This is a genomic window from Caldicellulosiruptor diazotrophicus (genome assembly GCF_017347585.1).
In the GTDB taxonomy this organism is placed as follows: Bacteria; Bacillota; Thermoanaerobacteria; order Caldicellulosiruptorales; family Caldicellulosiruptoraceae; genus Caldicellulosiruptor; species Caldicellulosiruptor diazotrophicus.
In genome coordinates, this window is sequence record NZ_AP024480.1 from 60,292 (window position 1) to 79,401 (window position 19,110).

Here is a 19,110-nt window from a genome sequence, read left to right on the forward strand (position 1 = left end):
ATTAATAATTTTTAAACCAAGGTTTTAGCAATTTTTGATGGTATAATGAGATTATAAATGTAAAGAACAAAGGGTTGAATTTAAAATGAAATTAAAGAAAATTCAAATGTTTTTGAAAGAATTCTTTAAACTAAATGTAAGACAAAAATTAATTTTGACGTATATTTTAGTTGTTGCAATTCCACTTTCGGTTTTACAGATAAATGCATTTTATAAAGTTAGGTTAATGACAGAAAAGGAATACATAAATAACATAAATTTTGAAGTTCACAAATTAAAAGGAGATATTTTAAAAAATGTCGAACAATTCATAAAAGCAACACAATTTGTTCTTAATAATCAGGAATTTATAGATTTTGTTTCAAACTACCAAGAGAGAAATATTGACGAGATTTACACATTTAAGATAAATGTGCTTGATAAAATTGAATACCTCCAATATGTCAATTTTAATATAAATCGTGTTAGATTTTTTACAAACAACAATTACATACCTGAAGTTTGGCCTACATTATACCAAATAGATAGATTAAAAAATCTTTCTTTTATGAAAGGTTTTTTGAATGACAATTCTGAAAATACACTCTGGAAATTTGATAATCTTGATGTTCTTGGTCCACCATTAAACCATGAAGAAAGGGTGGTTTCACTTTATACAAAGGTTAATGACTTGATGGGGAATTTAATTGGTGTAATAGAGGTTAATATGAAAATGGACGAGTTTTTTGCAGGAGAACTTTTAAGGCAGAACAATAACTCTATTTTAATTGTGGAATCAGAAAATGGCGAAAGAATATTTAGCCAAGACACTGATGAGCTTTTAAAGCGTTTTAAAATAAATAGAATCAATTTAATAAATATCCTTAAAAAAAGTACAACATTTAAAAAAGATCAAGGAATAGTAAGATTAAAAATAGGGAAAAAACCTGCTGCATTTGTTTTTTGTTCACTGAATGTACCATCTATTAAAATTTTTAAAATTATCTTTTTTGATGACCTTGCCAATAAAATAAATAAAATAACATTTCAAATGTTATGGCAGGTGTTAATTCTAATATTTGCATCATCATTATTGATTTTTATATTGATAACACTAATTTTGAGAAAATTGAAGCAAATTATCACAAGCATGAGAGCAGTAGAAAATGGAAATTTTGATATTCATATAGATATAAAAGGAGATGATGAGATAGATGAACTTGCTCAGCATTTTCTCAAAATGGTTGAAAAACTTAAAACTCTCATTGGAGAGACAGTCAGAAGAGAGGTTGCACAAAAAGATGCTCAGATAAAAGCATTGCAGTCACAGATAAATGCCCATTTTATCTATAACGTTCTTGAAAATATCAAAATGATGGCGGAATACGCTGAAAACTATGAGGTTGCTAATGCTATTACCAGACTTGGTAAAATGATGAGATACAACATGAGCTGGAAAAGAAAGTTTGTAACTATTAAAGAAGAACTTGAAAATATTCAAAATTATATTTCTCTTATGAACATAAGATATGACAATCAAATAAAACTTACTACAAATGTAGATGAAAGCGTATTAGAGTTTGAAATACCAAAACTTATACTTCAGCCTGTGGTTGAAAATGCAATAAACCATGGAATAGAACCCAAAGGAGAGGGTGGAAGCATATTTATTGATATAAGTAAAATTGGGGAATTTATTGTCATTTCAGTAATTGATGATGGACTTGGCATTGAAGAAGAAAAACTGAAATTACTTCAACAAGCAATAGATGGAGAAGAAGATATTGAATGTTTTTCTGGGCAGGGAATTGCTCTTAAAAATGTAAATGAGAGAATAAAAATAGCTTATGGGAAGGATTATGGTCTTAAAATTGAAAGCAAGAAGGGAGAATTTACTAAGGTTACAATAACACTTCCTTATAATTCAATTTGATTTCATAAAAGGTGTGATAAGGATGAGAAGGGTTTTGATTGTAGACGATGAGAAGTTAATTCGAAAAGGAATACGCACAATATTAGAAAGAAATCTTGGTAATTTAGAAATAACTGAGGCAATGAACGGCAAAGAAGCACTTGACTTACTTTTAAAGGACAAGTATGATATTCTGTTTATTGATATTAGACTACCAGTAATGGATGGAATAACTGTTCTAAAGAAAATACAGAACATCAAGCAAAAGCCAAAGATTATAATCATTAGTGGATATGATGAATTTAGTTACGCAAAAGAATGTATGCAGCTTGGTGCGAGGGGATATCTTTTAAAGCCAATTGATAAAAAGGAACTTTTAGAGTTTGTTCAAAAATTAATATATGAGATTGAAGAGGAAGAAAAAAGTCAACGACTTTTGTCTTTTCAGCGTTTTATGCGCACGAAAATGATAGAATCTGAGGTAAACAATGTTATCTTTTCGGGCATAGATATTAATACTTTTGCTAAAAGACTTTATGACCTTGATATTAAAATTGACGAACAATATTTGGGAATATACTTGTTATTTCCATTATCAAATTTGGATGATAACAATTTTAATTTTGAAGAACAGAAGCTAAATCTGAACAAAATAGTACCAAATGATAGTTATATTATCACAATATACAATCAAAGAAGAGATATGCTGATACTAACAAAAAATTTATTTTCACTTCAAGAGATAAATAGTCTTTTTGAAAATACATACAGAAAAAAAGTATATATCGGGATTTACAATGAGATGAGAAGGATAGATGAGATTAAACTCATATATGAAAATGCAAGTAAAGCAGCAATATGGGCGTTTTTGTGTCAAAACCAGTCTGAAATTTATTCTAATGTATTGGCGAAAAAATATGAAGCATTAAGGATAAGTGAAAATATAGAAAAATTTAAAGAACTTATTCTTGCTGGGAAGCGAGCTGAAGCAATTGGGTTTGTAGAAAATATTTTTGAAAAAAATATTTTGAATTTTCAATTAGAAGATATACTTAATCTTACAAATGAGATTTATACAAAGGTAATAGACTGGTTTTGTCATCATATCCCTAAGAAAATATTGGATATTCATGAATTTCAGAATTTAAATTGTATATTTAACTTTCAAACTTTCAGTGAATATGTAGGACATTTAAAAAAATTTGTTATTGATTCAACAAAGATGATAAGTTCACTAAAAGGTATATTAAATGTTAAAGATGAAATTGATAAGGCTATAGATTATATAAATAAAAACTATAATAAAGACATAAATATGGCACTTGTTGCAAACTATGTATCATTGAATTATTACTATTTTTCTACAATATTTAAAGAAAAAACTGGAATGAGTTTTTTAGACTATCTAAACAAAATAAGAATTGAAAAGGCAAAAGAACTTCTTGTAAAAACTAACCTCAAGATATGGGAGATTGCGGAAAAAGTTGGTTATAAAAATCCTAAACATTTCGCAAGGATATTTAAAGACATTACTGGAATTACTCCAAATGAATACAGAGATGCCCAAAAAAGATTACAAAAATAAAAAGTGTATTGTAAAATACTAATAATAATATATGCACGCATCCGCAAACAATAAAAGACTTAAAAATAGCAACTGTAACTAAAAAATAATGCCTTTTTTTGCTTGGATGATTTTGATAAATGTATGATATAGGAATATCAAATTTTTTGAGAGGTGTGAAGGCGGATGCGTTCAAAAAAGTTTGTTGCCAATTTTCTATTGTTTGCATTTTTAATTATGACTATTTTTCCGGGGGGAGTAGCGAAAGCAAGTTCAAGCCAAATCTTTGTGGATATTTCCACTGATTTTGCAAAGGATGATATAACAAGATTATACCAGCTTGACCTAATAAATGGGTATCCTGATGGAACATTTAAACCATCAAAAGATATTTCTGTTGCGGAATTTTGTAAAATCTTGAATAGTTACATGGGATTTGTACAGGAAGAACCACTTGATGTAAGTTTAAAAATTAGTTCTTATTCATGGTATTATGAAGAACTTAAAAAAGCTCAGGCGGCAGGTTATTTGACATTGTTGGTGAAAGAAGGCAAGCTAAATCCAAACAGGTTTGTAACAAGACAGGAAGCTTTTGCTGCTGTTGCAGCTGCGTTGCGGCTCGACAGTCAAAAGGAGAATATTTTAAACAGCTTTTCAGATGTTCAAAAAATTGAGCCAAGGTATTCTTTGGGTGTGGCAGCACTTATCAGTTTTGGGTTTGTTAAAGGCTATCCAGATGGGACATTAAAGCCAGAAAAGGGTATAACTAGATCTGAGATTGTCAAGCTTCTAAGCAGAATAGGAGCATTAATAGTTACGAAACCGGGGGAATATACTTTGGCTCAAAATGAAGGGTTTGTAATAGTAAACAGCGGTGATGTGGAGATAAAAGATGTTTCAATAAAAGGCAATATATATATAAATCAACGTGTAGGAGAAGGCTCTGTGACTTTGAACAACGTGACCATTGATGGGGGAAAATTGTTTGTATTTGGTGGCGGAGAAAACTCTGTCAAGCTTGTGAACACAAAAGTTGGAGAAATAGTTGTTGACAGCAAACTTTCAAAAACAAATATTGAAGTGGGACAAAACAGCCAAGCTGCGAACATAATTGTGTTGTCATCAGCAAAGGTCACGCAGGTCTCTGATGAAAGTTCAATCAAGTTTATTACATTAAAACAGAGTGGGAATCAATCTGCAGATGTTAAAATTAAAGCAAACTGTGAAGCACTTTATGTTTATTCTCCAAACAGCAAGGTAAATATCAAAAATTCTAAAGTAAAAAACCTTGTTGCAACCGACCTTGCTCAGAACTTTACACTTTTAGTGGAAAGTTCAAAGATTGACACTATGGAGCTAAATAGCAATGGGAACTTAAATATAGATAAAGAATCAGGTATAGAAAAACTTGTTGTCAAGGCACTTGCAAAAAATGTAAAGATTAGTTCAAATGGCAAGATAAATGAAGCATCTGTGTATTCAGAAGGTGTTGTGTTAAACGGAAAAATTTTGCCTAAAGGCGAAAAGGTTGACATAAGTGCTGTAGAAATCAAACAACCTTCATCCTCAACGGCTTTACAGAGCACATTGTCAGTTCAATCTTCAGGCAGTGCTTCTTCCACTACATATATCACCAGCCAAGGTTCAACAGATGGAACTACAGACCAGACAGCAAACAATAACCAGAACCAGCAGGGTGGCAATCAAACACAGCCGACATGGCAGCTTGTCTGGGAAGATGATTTTAATGGAAACTCAATTGACACAACAAAGTGGAACTTTACAATTGGTGCTGGCGGGTATGGCAACAATGAACTGCAGTATTACTCTTCAAGACCAGAAAATGCAAGAGTGGAAAACGGAAATCTAATAATTGAAGCAAGAAAAGAAAACTTTGAGGGAAGCCCGTATACATCTGCAAAACTGACAACCCAAGGCAAATTCTCATTCACATATGGCAAAGTTGAGGTTAAGGCAAAACTTCCGGAAGGTCAGGGTGTGTGGCCGGCTATCTGGATGATGCCGGAGGATTTGAACCTTTATGGTGGATGGCCAGCCTGCGGTGAAATTGATATTATGGAGCTTTTAGGGCAGGAGCCCAACAAAATTTATGGAACAATTCATTATGGTAATCCTCACACATACCATGGTGGCAATTACACCTTGTCTAATGGGGAAAAATTTTCTGACAATTTTCATGTATTTGGTCTTGAGTGGGAACCAGGGAAAATCAAATGGTATGTAGATGGGCAGCTTTACTATGAAACAAGCGACTGGTTTTCAAGGTCTTCAAACGAGGCTTTTGATTATACTTATCCTGCTCCTTTTGACAGGGAATTCTACCTCATACTCAACGTTGCAGTTGGTGGTAACTGGCCAGGGTACCCACCACAGGATGCAAATTACTTCCCGCAGAAAATGGTTGTTGACTGGGTAAGAGTATACAAGAAAGCAGGAATTACTTACCCTGACAATGTAGCAAAGCCACAGGAGAGCATAACCTATCCTCAGGATGCAAGACCACCACTTAGTGATGGGAATCTTATTTATAACGGTAGCTTTGATATCGACAGCCCAGATGTTGATGGCATAGAAGGTGTTGCTAACACAGATTACTGGCAGTTTTTGCACCTGCCTGACTTTGGCGGAGACGGCACGATTGAAAATATTGGTGGATCTGTGAAGATAAGTATAACAAAGCCAGGTTCACAAACATATTCTGTTCAGCTGATTCAAAGACCAATTTGTTTGATAAAAGGCAAGACATATAAACTTACATTTAGAGCAAAGAGCGAAGGTTCAAGGACAATTGAGGTCAAGTTTTCAAGTGGCGGTGGAGATAACGGTTCTACCTGGATTGACTATGCTGTAAAGACCTTTAATTTATCTTCTGACTGGCAGGATTATTCTTACATCTTCACAATGCAAAGCAGCACATACGCAAAAGCAAGGATTGAATTTAATGTTGGACTAAATAACCTTCCTGTTTATATAGATGATGTGAAACTTATTGAATACGATGTAAATGACCCAAGCGCAATCAAAGAACCTCTGCCGAACGGTAACCTCATTTACAACGGCACGTTTGACCAGGGCGATGGTAGGTTTGCCGCATGGGAATTTTTGAAGGAAACAGCAGCAGATGCAACGTATACCATTGGTTCAAAGCCAGAAGACAGGTATTTCAAGGCTGTTATAGCAAACGGTGGACAAAACTTTTCGGATATTAAACTTGTTCAATCTAACATAAAAGTGGGCGCTGGTGAGAATCTCTTGCTTGCATTTTCAGCAAAAGCCTTTGAAAGTCCAAGACAAATAAAGGTTTATATATCTGACCAGAACTTCAATCCTATTACAGATGTAAAAATAGTTTCACTTTCGCTTGACTGGAATGTGTACAAATTTAACTTAAAGTCAATTGATAATTTGCCAAGCGACACAAGAGCTAAACTTGTTTTTGAAATTGGATCAAGCAATTCAGACGTTGCAATTGACAATGTCTCACTCAAAAATGTTCTTCCATCAAGCTTTATAGTTGTTCAAGCTGAAGACTTTGGCTCACTTTCAAACGCAACAAATAATGGACAGTATGTAGCGTTTTCTCAAGGTGGTGCTGCAAGCTTTAGCGTCAATATTCCAAAGAGTGGAGAGTACCTTGTATCCTACAAATTGAAAGCTGGGCAAGGGTCAAGCCTCAAGCTTGTAGTAGGAAGCACAGTTTACGATGCAGAAGTTGCTTCATTATCTGCAAACTGGGCAGTTGTATCAGATACAGTTTATCTTGAGTCAGGTGAAAATAATATTGAGCTTTTGGCAGACAATGTTGATTTGGATTACATTGAATTTTCACCTAACTTTATCAAAAACGGAGACTTTTCAAAAGACCTTGAAAACTGGACAACCTGGTTTGGCAATGGTGGAATTGGTGCTGCTCAGGTTTCAAGAGGACAGCTGAAAGTTTCAATTACAAACATAGGTCTTGCTTTCTGGAGCATTCAAGTAATTCAAGGGCCAATGACTCTGGAGAGTGGTAAAACATACAGAATTTCGTTTGATGCAAAATCAACATCTGCAAGAGATATATTCATAAAAATAGACGACTCTAATTACTATGGTCATCTTGAAAAATATGTACCACTTACAGATAAGATGAAGAACTATACATTTGACTTTGTAATGGATGCAACAAGAAGCGATATAAGGCTAGTAATTGGACTTGGGACAATGTCACCTGGCGGTGCAAATCCGCAAACTCAAGCTCATACAGTTACAATTGACAACGCTGCGATAGCCGAAGTTTCAGAAAACTGCGGATATTTTGAAAGAGAAGTAGCAGAAATCTTGACAGGTGAAGTTCCATCAGAACCACAGCAGTTTGTTGGAGATAAGCTTTTGCCAGATGGTAGCTTTGACACACAAGAGTCTCTTAACAACTGGCACTGGTGGTCAAGTGCGGGTAACAATGTGGCAATGTCCATTGAAAATGGAGAGCTGAAACTCAGTGTAAGTTCAATTGGCTCAGACCCATGGGACCCGCAGCTTTCCAGGCAAGAGATACCTCTTGTAAATGGCAAGAACTATAAGATTTCGTTCAAGGCAAGGGCAACTTATCCGCGCAAGATAAATGTTGCAATAGGAAAACCACTGACATCTGATCCATGGTTCATAGAATACATGCCCAAAAAGACAATAGATATTACAAGTGAGATGGCACAGTATGAAATCTACTTTGCTATGAACAATCCTACAGACCTTGGGGCAAAACTTGCGATAGAGATTGGGAACGTGGCAGGGTATTCGCAGGTGCCATTTGACATCTACTTTGATGATATCCAGATCGAAGTTGTAGAATCAATCCCGCAAGAAACTGCGCCGCCTGCGCAGCATACGCAAAAAGTGGGAGACCAGATCATTCCAGATGGCACATTTGACACAGGACTGGGACAGTGGGTATACTGGAGCGGTGACCAGTGGTCAGGTGTATCGGATATGCAGGTGACAGCGGAAAATGGCAAATTGAGGGTTCGCCTAAATTCTGTGGGGTGGCAGTCATACAGTGCACAGGTTGCAAGAAAGAATCTCACACTTGAAAACGGGCTTACCTACGAGCTTAAGTTCAAGATGAACGCATCACAAAATACAAAAATTCAAGTAAACATTGGAAAAGAACTGACATCTGACCCGTGGTTTATACCATATGCACCAACAACTGTATTTGATATTGGAACTCAAGAGCAAGTGTATACTCTCACATTTAAAGTTACACAGCCAACAGATGTGACAAAGGTTGTATTTGAGTTTGGACCAATAAATAATCAGTACCCTCCTCTTCCACTTGATATATACCTTGATGATGTGACATTGACTGTTGTGAGTGACCAGTAAAAGAGTTAAAACCAATGTGAAACTGTTATTTTGCCAGAGAGGGTTGCAGGGCAAGTTTTGGTCTTGCAACCCTGTATTTTAAATTAAAAAAAGAAGGGGGCTAAAAAGTTGCAGGTAAATCCTAAGTACTATTATGATGAAAAAACAAACTCATTTTGCGTAGAGAATTATCAGCTCTCAAAACCATTTTCAAGTTTTTTACCCGGGATAGCTGGTATATTTGGAATTCCTCTTTGGTGCTTTTATGTAAACAGGGGGCAGTGCATAGTATCGTTCGGGACAAAGAACAAAGACAGTAGCATTTTAGAATTTTTGCCGGCAGACAGGGCGTATAGGCTTGCATCAACACATGGGTTTAGAACGTTTTTAAAGCTCAACAAAAATCTTTTTTATGAGCCTTTTCAAACAGAGAATCTACTCAATTTTGCAAAAAGCAAGATGTCCATTTTTGCTAACCATCTTGAAATTTGCGAAGAAAATTCAAATATTGGTATCAAGACAGAAGTGAGGTATTACACACTTCCAAACAAGAATGTGGCTTCTCTTGTGAGAGAGCTGAAGATAATAAATGTATCAGAAAAGCCTGTAGATATTGAAGCTTTAGACGGACTTGCATTGATTGTCCCATATGGAAAGAACGACTTTGCGCTAAAGAATATGAGCAGAACAAGTGAAGCATGGAACTTTGTAGAGAATTTAGACAAAAAAGCTCCGTACTTTAGATTTCATTCATCTTCTGAGGATACAACAGAAGTTGTTGAGATAAAAGAGGGCAATTTCTTTGTAAGCTTTGACAATACGCACGGCAGCTTTGAAAGATGCGATGTTATAATCGACCCAAAGATTATTTTTGGAATAAGCTCAGAAATAATAAAGCCTTATGAGTTTATCTTTGCAGATAGGCTTGACATATCAAATCAAGTTTTTGCGAACAAGACATGCTGTGCTTTTGCATATGCAAAGAGGACTTTAGATCCACAGCAGACTTTGATTTTATGCAGTATCATAGGACATGCAAAAAGCATTGATGAACTAAACCACTTTGTTGATTCTATTTGCTCTTCTGAGTTTTTTGAAAGAGCGTTTGAAGAAAACAAAGCTGTAATCGATGCTATTGTTGCAAACAATACAATTGTGACCTCAGACAAAAAATTAGATGAGTATGCCAAAATGTGCTATCTTGACAATATCTTGCGCGGCGGTGTGCCTTTCACAATTGATCATGATGACAAAAAAGATATTATATATCTGTTTTCACGAAAACATGGCGATTTGGAGAGAGATTATAACTTTTTTGAAATTCAAGACACATATTATTCCCAGGGGAATGGAAACTTCAGAGATATCAACCAGAACAGGCGAAACGATATTCTGTTCAATCCAGACATTTTTGATTTTAATGTGTGGTATTTCATGAGCCTCATTCAGCTTGACAGCTATAATCCTCTGGTTGTAAAAGGTATAAAGTACAGGCTAAATAGCCTTGATTCTCTGGATAAATATGTAATAAACGGGAAAGAAGAGCTAAAAAAATTTTTCAAAAAGGACTTTTTGCCATATGAGCTTATAAAGTTTTTAGAGAACCAAAATATAGAAATCAATATCTCAAAGGAAGACTTTGTAAACTGCTGTCTTGTAAATTCGGAGAAGGTAATTGAAGCAGACCCCGGTGAAGGTTATTGGATAGACCATTTTACTTACAACTTTGATTTAATCGAAAACTTTGAAAGTGTATATCCTGATAAAATGAAGCAGCTGCTTTTGCAAAGAAAATATTATTACTATGACAATGATCATTATGTAAAACCAAGAAAAGAAAGAATAAAGATTATAGATGGACAAATAAAACAGCATGGTGCGTATGCGCTTGACAAGGAAAAACAGGAGCTTATAAATTCCCGTGCTGACAAAAAAAGATATGTAAGAACCTACAGTGGCCAAGGTGATGTTTACACAGGCAGCCTCATTGAAAAGCTTTTAGTGATACTTATAAATAGAATGGCAACCTTGGACCCGTTTGGTGTTGGAGTGGAGATGGAGGCATCAAAGCCTGGCTGGAACGATGCACTAAACGGGCTTCCAGGAATTTTTGGTTCGTCTGTATGTGAGATGTTTGAACTTTTGCGGCTTGTAAGAATGCTGAAAAAGTATTTTGAGGTTTATCTTGAAGATGTGAAGGAAATTGAGGTTTTTGAAGAGCTCTACCACTTTTTTGTCAAGCTAAAAAAACTTCTATCTCAGACGCAAAATGGTGAAGATACTCTTTTCTACTGGGATGAAAGCAATAACATAAAAGAAGAGTACAGAGAGAAGACAAGATTTGGTGTAAGTGGCAATATGGCTTGCATAAGCAGGGAAGAAATATTGGAGTTTTTAGACCTGTGCAGTGAGAAACTTTCGAAGGCAAAAGAAAAAGCTTTCGATAGCGAAAAAGGCTTATTTTACACTTACTTTATAAACCAGCCGGTTGAATATGAGTATGATGCAAAAAAGCAGGAGATTAAGATTAAAAAGTTTTCACAAAAGAAGGTTGCATTTTTCTTAGAGTCGCAGGTAAGAGCAATTAAAGTATTTGACGATGTAGAAACAAAAAGAAAGATTTATCAAAGCGTTAAAAAAAGTAATCTTTACGACAAAGTACTCAAAATGTACAAGACAAACGAAAGCCTTGCAAATGAGACAAATAAGCTTGGCAGGATAAAAGCATTCACACCTGGCTGGCTTGAAAATGAATCCATTTTCATGCACATGGAATACAAATACCTGCTTGAGCTGCTAAAGGGCGGACTTTACAAAGAGTTTTTTGAAGAGTTCAAAATGGTTTTGCCACCATATATGGACCCAGCGGTTTATGGAAGATCAATATTTGAGAATTCCTCATTTATTGCAAGTTCAAGCAATCCTGACAAAAGTATCTGGGGCACAGGTTTTGTTGCAAGGCTTTCTGGCACCACAACAGAGTTTTTAAATATGGAGCTGATTATGCTGTTTGGTGGAAAACCATTTGAATACAAAAATGGAGATTTAATTTTTAAGCTGTCTCCAAAACTGCCGGGCTGGATGTTTACAGAAGAAGAAAGAGAAATTGAGATTATAGTAAATGGCAACAGGCAAACCATAGTTTTAGGTAAAAATCAATTAGCAGCAGTTCTATTTGGCAGAACACTGGTTATTTATCACAACCCGCACAGGCTTAACACATATGACAAAGATGTAAGAGTTTCAAAGTATATTCTGCATTTTGATGATAAAGTGGTTGAGGTTGAAGGTGAAATGGTGCATAAACCATACTCGCATGAGATAAGAAAAGGCATGTGTAAGAAAATAGAGGTTCTTTTGTAGATCAATAAGAAGACTACACTGCCGACTATTTTTGAAGTTGGTGGTGTAGTCTTTTTGACATTTGGTGTCAGGAGAGAGATGAAAATGATTGAAAAGCTTTTTGGAAAGTGGAACGATATAAAGCTTAAAAACAAACTTTTGATAGCTTTTGTGATTTTAATACTTGTTCCAATGTCTTTGATATTTGTTCTATCTTATACCTCCCTTAAAAACTCAACATTGAAAAAATTTACTATTTATAACCAAGTTCTTTTTGAAAATGCTGCCAAAGAAGCTCAAAATTTTCTTGAAGAGCTCAACAGCATAAAATATGACTTTATCATGGACGATAGTCTCATGTCAGACATTGGAAAGACTTTTGCAAGATATACCGATCCCCAAGATTCTTTTCTGTATACTAACATCTTGACAAAGATAAGCCAGTATATCTCAACAAAAGAAATTGTTCAGTCAGTTCAAATTATAAACAAGAGCAAAGAAGTATATTTTTTTTCAAAGCTCCAGGGTGATGTGCCATATGAGAATGATAAACAAATCAAAGAAGGTTTTTTCGCTGAAATAGTAAAGCAAGAAGGAAAGTATGTAAATGGCGGTTATGACAAAACAAGAGGTGTATATGTAGTTGGATGTGAGCTTTTCTCAAGAGATAAGATTCAGCCTGTTGGTGAGATGATAGTAAGTTTCAGCTTGGACTTTTTGAAAGATGTAATAGAAAAGTATCATCTGACAGAAGGTGGATTTTATGTTGCCGATAGAAGTTCTAATAAGGTCATATTCAAGACAACAGACAAATTTGAAAGTATCATTGAAAAATTGATTTTAAAAGATGAGACCAAGCTCATTCCAAAGACAATTTTCTTTGAAGAAACTATACCAGATCTTAATTGGGAAATAATTTACATAGTTTCAGAAAGTTCTCTTCTGAATAACTTTTCGTACACAAAACGGCTTTTGATATTGAGTTTTTCTTTTCTTGCCATTTTTGCAATTTTGTTTTTGATCTTTATTTCCGAAAATATTACAGCTCCTATAACAAGGCTCATTTACCAAATGAGAAATTTAGAACACTCAAGGCTTAAAAATAACATCAAAATTGCCCGCAAGGATGAAATAGGAAATTTGCTAAACTCATTTTATCAAATGCTAAAGAGAATAGATGAGCTTGTCATAAGGGTGTATGAAGAAGAGATAGCAAGGAAAAATGCAGAGATAAACCTTTTGTACATGCAGCTAAATCCACACTTTCTGTACAACACATTAGATACCATAAATGCCTTAGCTGAGCTTGGAAGATGCAAAGACGTTTCAGTGCTTGCTGTGTCACTTGCAAAGTTTTTGAGATCAAATATGGCAATAAATAAGTCAACAGTTTCTTTGGCAGATGAAATCAAGCAGATAGAACACTATCTTACCATTATGAAAATAAGATTTTCTGGAAAGCTCAGCTACAAAATAGTATATAGCCAGGAAGAAGTTTTGAAGGCAGAAGTTCCCCGGCATTTACTTTTACCGCTTGTAGAAAATTCAGTTGTCCATGGATTTAAAAACAAAAATGGGGATGCAAAAATTTTGATAAGAGCAAAGAAAATAGAAAACAGACTCAAGCTTGAGGTGGTTGACAATGGCTGTGGAATTGAACATGAAAAGATTGAAAAGATAAAAAATGCCTCAAACGATGGTATTGGAATTCCAAATATCATAAAGAGACTAAAACTTTTATATAAGGAAGACTTTGATTTTGAAATTAAAAGTAAAGTGGGGTTTTGGACAAAGATTATTATACAGCTTCCTTGGGATAAAGTTGTGAAAAAGGAGGAGAAGGAAAATGTGCACTCTTTTGATAGTGGAAGATGAAGAAATCTTGCTAGAAAGGCTTGTAAAAACCATAGATTGGGAGAGCATTGGGATTAATAAAGTCATCGGTATTGATAGTAGCGAAGAGGCTTTAAATATCCTGATAACAGAAAACGTGGATATAATTCTGACTGATATCAGAATGCCAATTATGGATGGACTTGATTTAGCAGAGTTTGTGCACAATAGACTAAAACATCCATATATAATACTTATGAGTGGTTATAAAGAATTTGAGTATGCCCACAGAGCAATTAAACTTGGTGTTGTGGATTATATCTTAAAACCATTTACCAGGGAAGAGGTTTTAGAAACTGTAAAAAAAGCGGTTGAAAAAGTAACAGCTGAACAAAGTAGGCAGCAACGTTTAGATTCCTGTGAGAACAAAAACATAATTGATATGGTCTTTGATTTTATTTTTGCAAATTGTTCAAAACAAATAAGCCTGAATGATGTAGCAGAGTATGTCCATCTTCACCCTGTGTATCTTAGCAGGCTTTTGAAAAACAAAACTGGAAAAACTTTTAAAGAGATACTCACTGAAGTGAGGCTCAAAAAGGCAGAAAAGCTTTTGAAAACATCCAGCTTAAAGCATTACGAAATTGCTGAGGCAGTTGGATTTTCAGATGCCCAATATTTCAGCCAAGTATTCAAAAAAGTATATGGTATGACACCTATTGAGTGGAAGAGGCAAGTCTTGGAAAATAAAGCGAGGTTAAAAATTTAAACAAAAAAGTTGTGTTTGTCTATATAGGCTATAGGGCATTTCACACTAAAATTAAAAGTGAAAAACAAAAATAAAGGGAGGTAAGTTTTAAATGAAAAAGTGGTTAAAAGTTGTGGCTTTAGCTATTTTAGTGGTCTTTTCAATTTCAGTTGTTTTAGTCGGTCAAATGGGTGAAAAAAAGGTACAAGGTGCAACAAATGAGCTTACATTCTGGAGCTGGGTTTCTGACTCTGATACCATAAAACAGGTATATGAGCAGGCTATCAAAGAATTTAATTCTACTAACAAATATGGTGTGAAAATCAAGGCTGTTTACACTCCAGGCGAGCAGTACAAGACAAAACTTCAAACAGCAATGGCAGCAAACAATCCACCCGATATTCTCAACATGTGGGCAGCTGGTAAGATGAAACCTTATGTTGACGCGAATAGGCTTTATTCGATTAGTGATATTATGAACAAAGATTCACAGTGGAAAAGCAGGTATGTAGATGGAGTGTTTGACCTTACAACTTTTAATGGCAAAATCTATGGTATTCCTCAGATAAGAGTTGCAACAGTTATATACTACAACAAACAAATCTTTGCAAAATACAAACTCACACCTCCAAAAACATGGTCAGAGCTTGTAAATGTTATAAAGGTTTTGACAAAGAACAATGTAATACCTTTTGCACTTGATGCAAGAGACCCATGGATTTTGGCGATGTATGCTGAGTATATTGCAAACAGAATAGACCCTGATGCTTACAGAAAGGTCCAAAAAGATCCAAACGCATGGACAGACAAAGCATTTATTGAGACAGGCAAGAAGATACAGGAGCTTGTCAAACTTGGTGCTTTTCCAAAAGGTGCAACAAGCTTAGATTATGTTGCAGCAAGAAATCTATTTGACCAAGGAAAAGCAGCGATGTATGTTATGGGAATATGGGATGTTGGGTATCTGTCAACTCAATCACCAGTCAAGAAATATGTAGGTGCATTCAAATGGCCAGCATTAGAAGGTGGCAAAGGCAATGTAAATAACTTCCTTGCTGGAATTGAACAGGTCATTGCAATAAGTTCAAACTGCAAGAACAAACAGGCTGCTGCAGCATGGCTAAAACTTTTATCTGAACAGAGATATGCAAAGGACCTGCTGGCCGAAAAAGCAGGGTATTTCCCGACAGTAAAAGTAAATCCCGATCCAAAGAAAGTTACAGGTCTGTATCTTGAGGTTTTGAATTTATTAAAGGACCAGAACACAAAAGATTCATTCACATACTATGATGTCATGTTTGGACCGATAATTGGCGATGGATTTAACAACACAATCCAGTCAATCTATCTTGGGAAAGACCCTGTTGAGGCATTCAAAAAGCTTGCAGAGATTGCTAAAAAAGAGATGAAAAAATAAAAAATTGTGAGCCGAAGAGTTGAATGTGCTCTTCGGCTCATTCTAAATATAGCAAGATAAAACAAAAAGCCTAAATAGAAAAAAGAAGAGGTGAAAAAATTGGAAAGAGCATTTGGAAATAAACTTGCTATTGCTATATTCATTGCACCAGCACTAATACTTTTTACATTTGTTATTCCTCTTCCTATTTTGCACTCATTTTATATGAGCCTTTTTAAATGGGATATGCTATCTACAATGACTTATGTGGGCTTTGAAAATTATAAAGAGCTGTTTTCAGATGGAATATTTTTATCTTCAATTTGGCACACAATTGAAATAACAGTGCTTTCATTAATTTTCCAGGTCACTTTAGGACTTTTCCTGGCCTTGTGTATAGTTAACATAACAAAAGGAAGGAAATACTTTCAGAACGCCTTTTTTATACCTAATATTTTGTCAAGTGCTGTAATAGGAATATTGTGGTTTTTTGTGTATAACTATGACTTTGGGCTTATAAATTCAATTTTAAAGAGCGTTGGCCTTGATTCTTTGCAGCAGGAGTGGCTTTCACAAAAATATGTTATCCTTGCACTGTCCATCACAACATGCTGGCAGTGGGTAGGATATCATATGATTCTTTATATAGCTGCCATTTCAGGGATACCACAGGATATCATTGAAGCAGCCATTGTTGATGGTGCGCAAGGGCTGAAAATGGTCACTAAAATAATAATTCCTCAAATTCGTCCTGTCTTGAGAGTTTCAATAGTTTTGATAATAACAGGTTCGCTGAAATACTTTGACATGGCATGGATAATGACTGAAGGCGGTCCAGATTTTGCTTCTGAAACAATCGCTACATATATATACAGAACTGCCTTCAACAAACTTCAGTATGGTCTTGGAAGTGCAGCTTCAACCTTTTTGTTTGCTGTAAGCATTTTAATTACTGTTCTTATAAATAAGTTTGCTGCTAAAAGAGAAGAAATGTACTAAGTTTTGTGAGGTGGTATGAAAGTGTTTGCAAAATACATTAAACTTTCTCCTGTGGCAAAAGCAATAATATTCGCATTTTTGACCTTTTATTCAATATTGACATTATTTCCATTAATATGGCTTGTGTACAACTCGGTAAAAACCAACAATGATTTTTTGGCAAATCCCTTTGGTTTGCCACAATTGTCCAAACTTCAACTTAAAAATTACTATGATGCATGGGTGACTATGGGAATTCAGAGGTTTACGATAAACAGTCTCATAATCTCTTCTGTAAGTGTAATTTTTTCACTTATTATAAGCTCAATGGCAGCATATGCAATTGAGAGGATGATATGGCGATCAAGTCAAAAGGTTTTGAACTATTTTTTGTCGGGAATTATGGTCCCAATCCAAATAATATTGATTCCGCTTTTTATAAACTTTAAAAAACTAAATCTTTTAGACTCCCGCGTAGGACTTTTGATTCCAACAGTTGCATTTGCCCTCCCAACTTCGATTTTTATTTTAACTGGATTTTACAAGACAATCCCACGCGAATTAGAAGAAGCAGCATTAATTGACGGCTGCTCTGTCTACAAGATATTTTACAAGATAATTCTTCCATTGACCATGCCGGCTTTTGTAACAATTGCAGTCTTCAATTTCCTCGGTGCATGGAATGACCTTTTGATACCCCTGGTTTTGATACAAACACCAGAAAAAATGACACTGCCTGTTGGGCTTTTGAATTTTAGGGGGATGTATGGAGCTGAGCTTACCAAAATGTTTGCTGCAGTTGTGATCTCAGCAATACCAAGCATAATAATTTACTTTGTTTTGCAAGACAAACTTTTAAAAGGTATGATAGCCGGTGCTGTGAAGGGGTAAAAATTAGTAAAAGAAGATCTTCTTTATAGGGGTGAGAAATATGAAAAACGATACTATTTATTTGTGGATAATAATGGGAGTGGCGGTATGGATTATAATAGCTTATTTGTTTATAAAGTATAAATGGAAAAGCTTGTTGGACATCTTAAATGAAAGTTGGCAATTTATTAAACCTGTAAAAAGATGGCAAAAAATTGTTATGCCGTTTATAGTGTTATTCATTATTGTTATTTTTCTTAGTTATTTCGTTGCTTTTATAGAAGCAAAAGGCTTTTTTAAGGGGGTCATTTATCTCATTGCAGGGATAATGTTGTGGATAACTATTTCTATATTTTACATTAGGTTATTCCAAAAAGAATGGAAACTTGCTGAGTTAACTAAACTTGAAGTAAGTCAAGATCATTTTATAGGAATTCTCTTCATGACATTTTTAATTTTTGGACCATTAATTGATATAATTTTTAACGGAGTTGCGCCTAAAGGGAATCTCTGGGGAATTTCAACTTTAAAAATATATAAAATCTGTGCCCTCTCATTTCTTATTTTTATTGCAGTGTTTCATTTAATTTACGAGTATTTATGGCTTAAATATCCAGAGGAAATGATATCCGTATATAGGAAAATGCATAAATTAGATTCTGAGAAAGAATTATATTCAAGGGTAAAATTACTATTATGGATAGTTTTATGGAATACTTTCTATTTAGGAATAGAATTTATTTTTTTAGTTGTTTTTTTTGAGACAGAAAACAATGTTTTAACTCCACAGTATATTTTTACAAAATTTTTTAAGATAGTCAGTGAAATAATTGGGGTCAACTCGGTACCTAAAGCAGAAAATTCAAATTGGATGATAATTTTCGAAGGTTGGGCTAAAGTTGTATACTTAGTGATCATTGGTGCCTTTATTTTAAATTATCTATTTACTCGGACAGAAGAAAGGAAAAATTAAATTTCAGGAAAATCTAAGATCCTCTATTAAGGTATTATTTTTTAGTTTTCAATCTAAAATCAAGTAACCTTCAATCTTAAATTTAGTGCATTGATATTAATACATTTCCTACTATAATTATAAGTACACAAAACAAAAAATATTAGAAGGA

10 protein-coding genes are annotated in these 19,110 nt (G+C 34.6%); all 10 read left to right on the plus strand.

Going from position 1 to position 19,110, the window contains the following annotated elements:
• Positions 1-85 precede the first annotated feature (85 nt).
• The 10 genes from CaldiYA01_RS00260 (at position 86) to CaldiYA01_RS00305 (ending at position 18,959) form a co-directional block, all read left to right on the plus strand.
• On the plus strand, positions 86-1,912 hold the full coding sequence (locus tag CaldiYA01_RS00260) for a sensor histidine kinase (protein ID WP_207180200.1): 1,827 nt from the start codon (positions 86-88) through the stop codon (positions 1,910-1,912).
• Between the two features lie 22 nt (positions 1,913-1,934).
• A complete protein-coding gene (locus CaldiYA01_RS00265) occupies positions 1,935-3,476 on the plus strand; it encodes a response regulator (RefSeq protein ID WP_207180201.1) in 1,542 nt (513 codons plus the stop codon).
• Between the two features lie 165 nt (positions 3,477-3,641).
• Complete coding sequence (locus tag CaldiYA01_RS00270; RefSeq protein WP_207180202.1) at positions 3,642-8,840, plus strand: carbohydrate binding domain-containing protein; 5,199 nt, start codon at positions 3,642-3,644, stop codon at positions 8,838-8,840.
• Positions 8,841-8,948: 108 nt separating this feature from the next.
• Positions 8,949-12,182, plus strand: a complete 3,234-nt coding sequence (locus CaldiYA01_RS00275) for a hypothetical protein (protein ID WP_207180203.1) — start codon at positions 8,949-8,951, stop codon at positions 12,180-12,182.
• 84 nt (positions 12,183-12,266) lie between these two features.
• Entirely contained in the window at positions 12,267-14,036 is a 1,770-nt protein-coding gene (locus CaldiYA01_RS00280; protein WP_207180204.1) for a sensor histidine kinase, read from the plus strand.
• Complete coding sequence (locus CaldiYA01_RS00285) at positions 14,008-14,763, plus strand: response regulator transcription factor (protein ID WP_207180205.1); 756 nt, start codon at positions 14,008-14,010, stop codon at positions 14,761-14,763. The genes CaldiYA01_RS00280 and CaldiYA01_RS00285 overlap by 29 nt, the downstream gene beginning before the upstream one ends.
• Before the next feature lie 91 nt (positions 14,764-14,854).
• Positions 14,855-16,159 carry an extracellular solute-binding protein gene (locus tag CaldiYA01_RS00290; RefSeq protein ID WP_207180211.1) on the plus strand — a complete coding sequence of 435 codons (1,305 nt, stop codon included), beginning with the start codon at positions 14,855-14,857 and terminating at the stop codon, positions 16,157-16,159.
• A gap of 90 nt (positions 16,160-16,249) precedes the next feature.
• Entirely contained in the window at positions 16,250-17,137 is an 888-nt protein-coding gene (locus tag CaldiYA01_RS00295; protein WP_238480553.1) for a carbohydrate ABC transporter permease, read from the plus strand.
• Positions 17,138-17,152: 15 nt separating this feature from the next.
• A complete protein-coding gene (locus tag CaldiYA01_RS00300; protein ID WP_238480554.1) occupies positions 17,153-18,007 on the plus strand; it encodes a carbohydrate ABC transporter permease in 855 nt (284 codons plus the stop codon).
• Between the two features lie 40 nt (positions 18,008-18,047).
• Entirely contained in the window at positions 18,048-18,959 is a 912-nt protein-coding gene (locus tag CaldiYA01_RS00305) for a hypothetical protein (protein ID WP_207180217.1), read from the plus strand.
• Positions 18,960-19,110 lie beyond the last annotated feature (151 nt).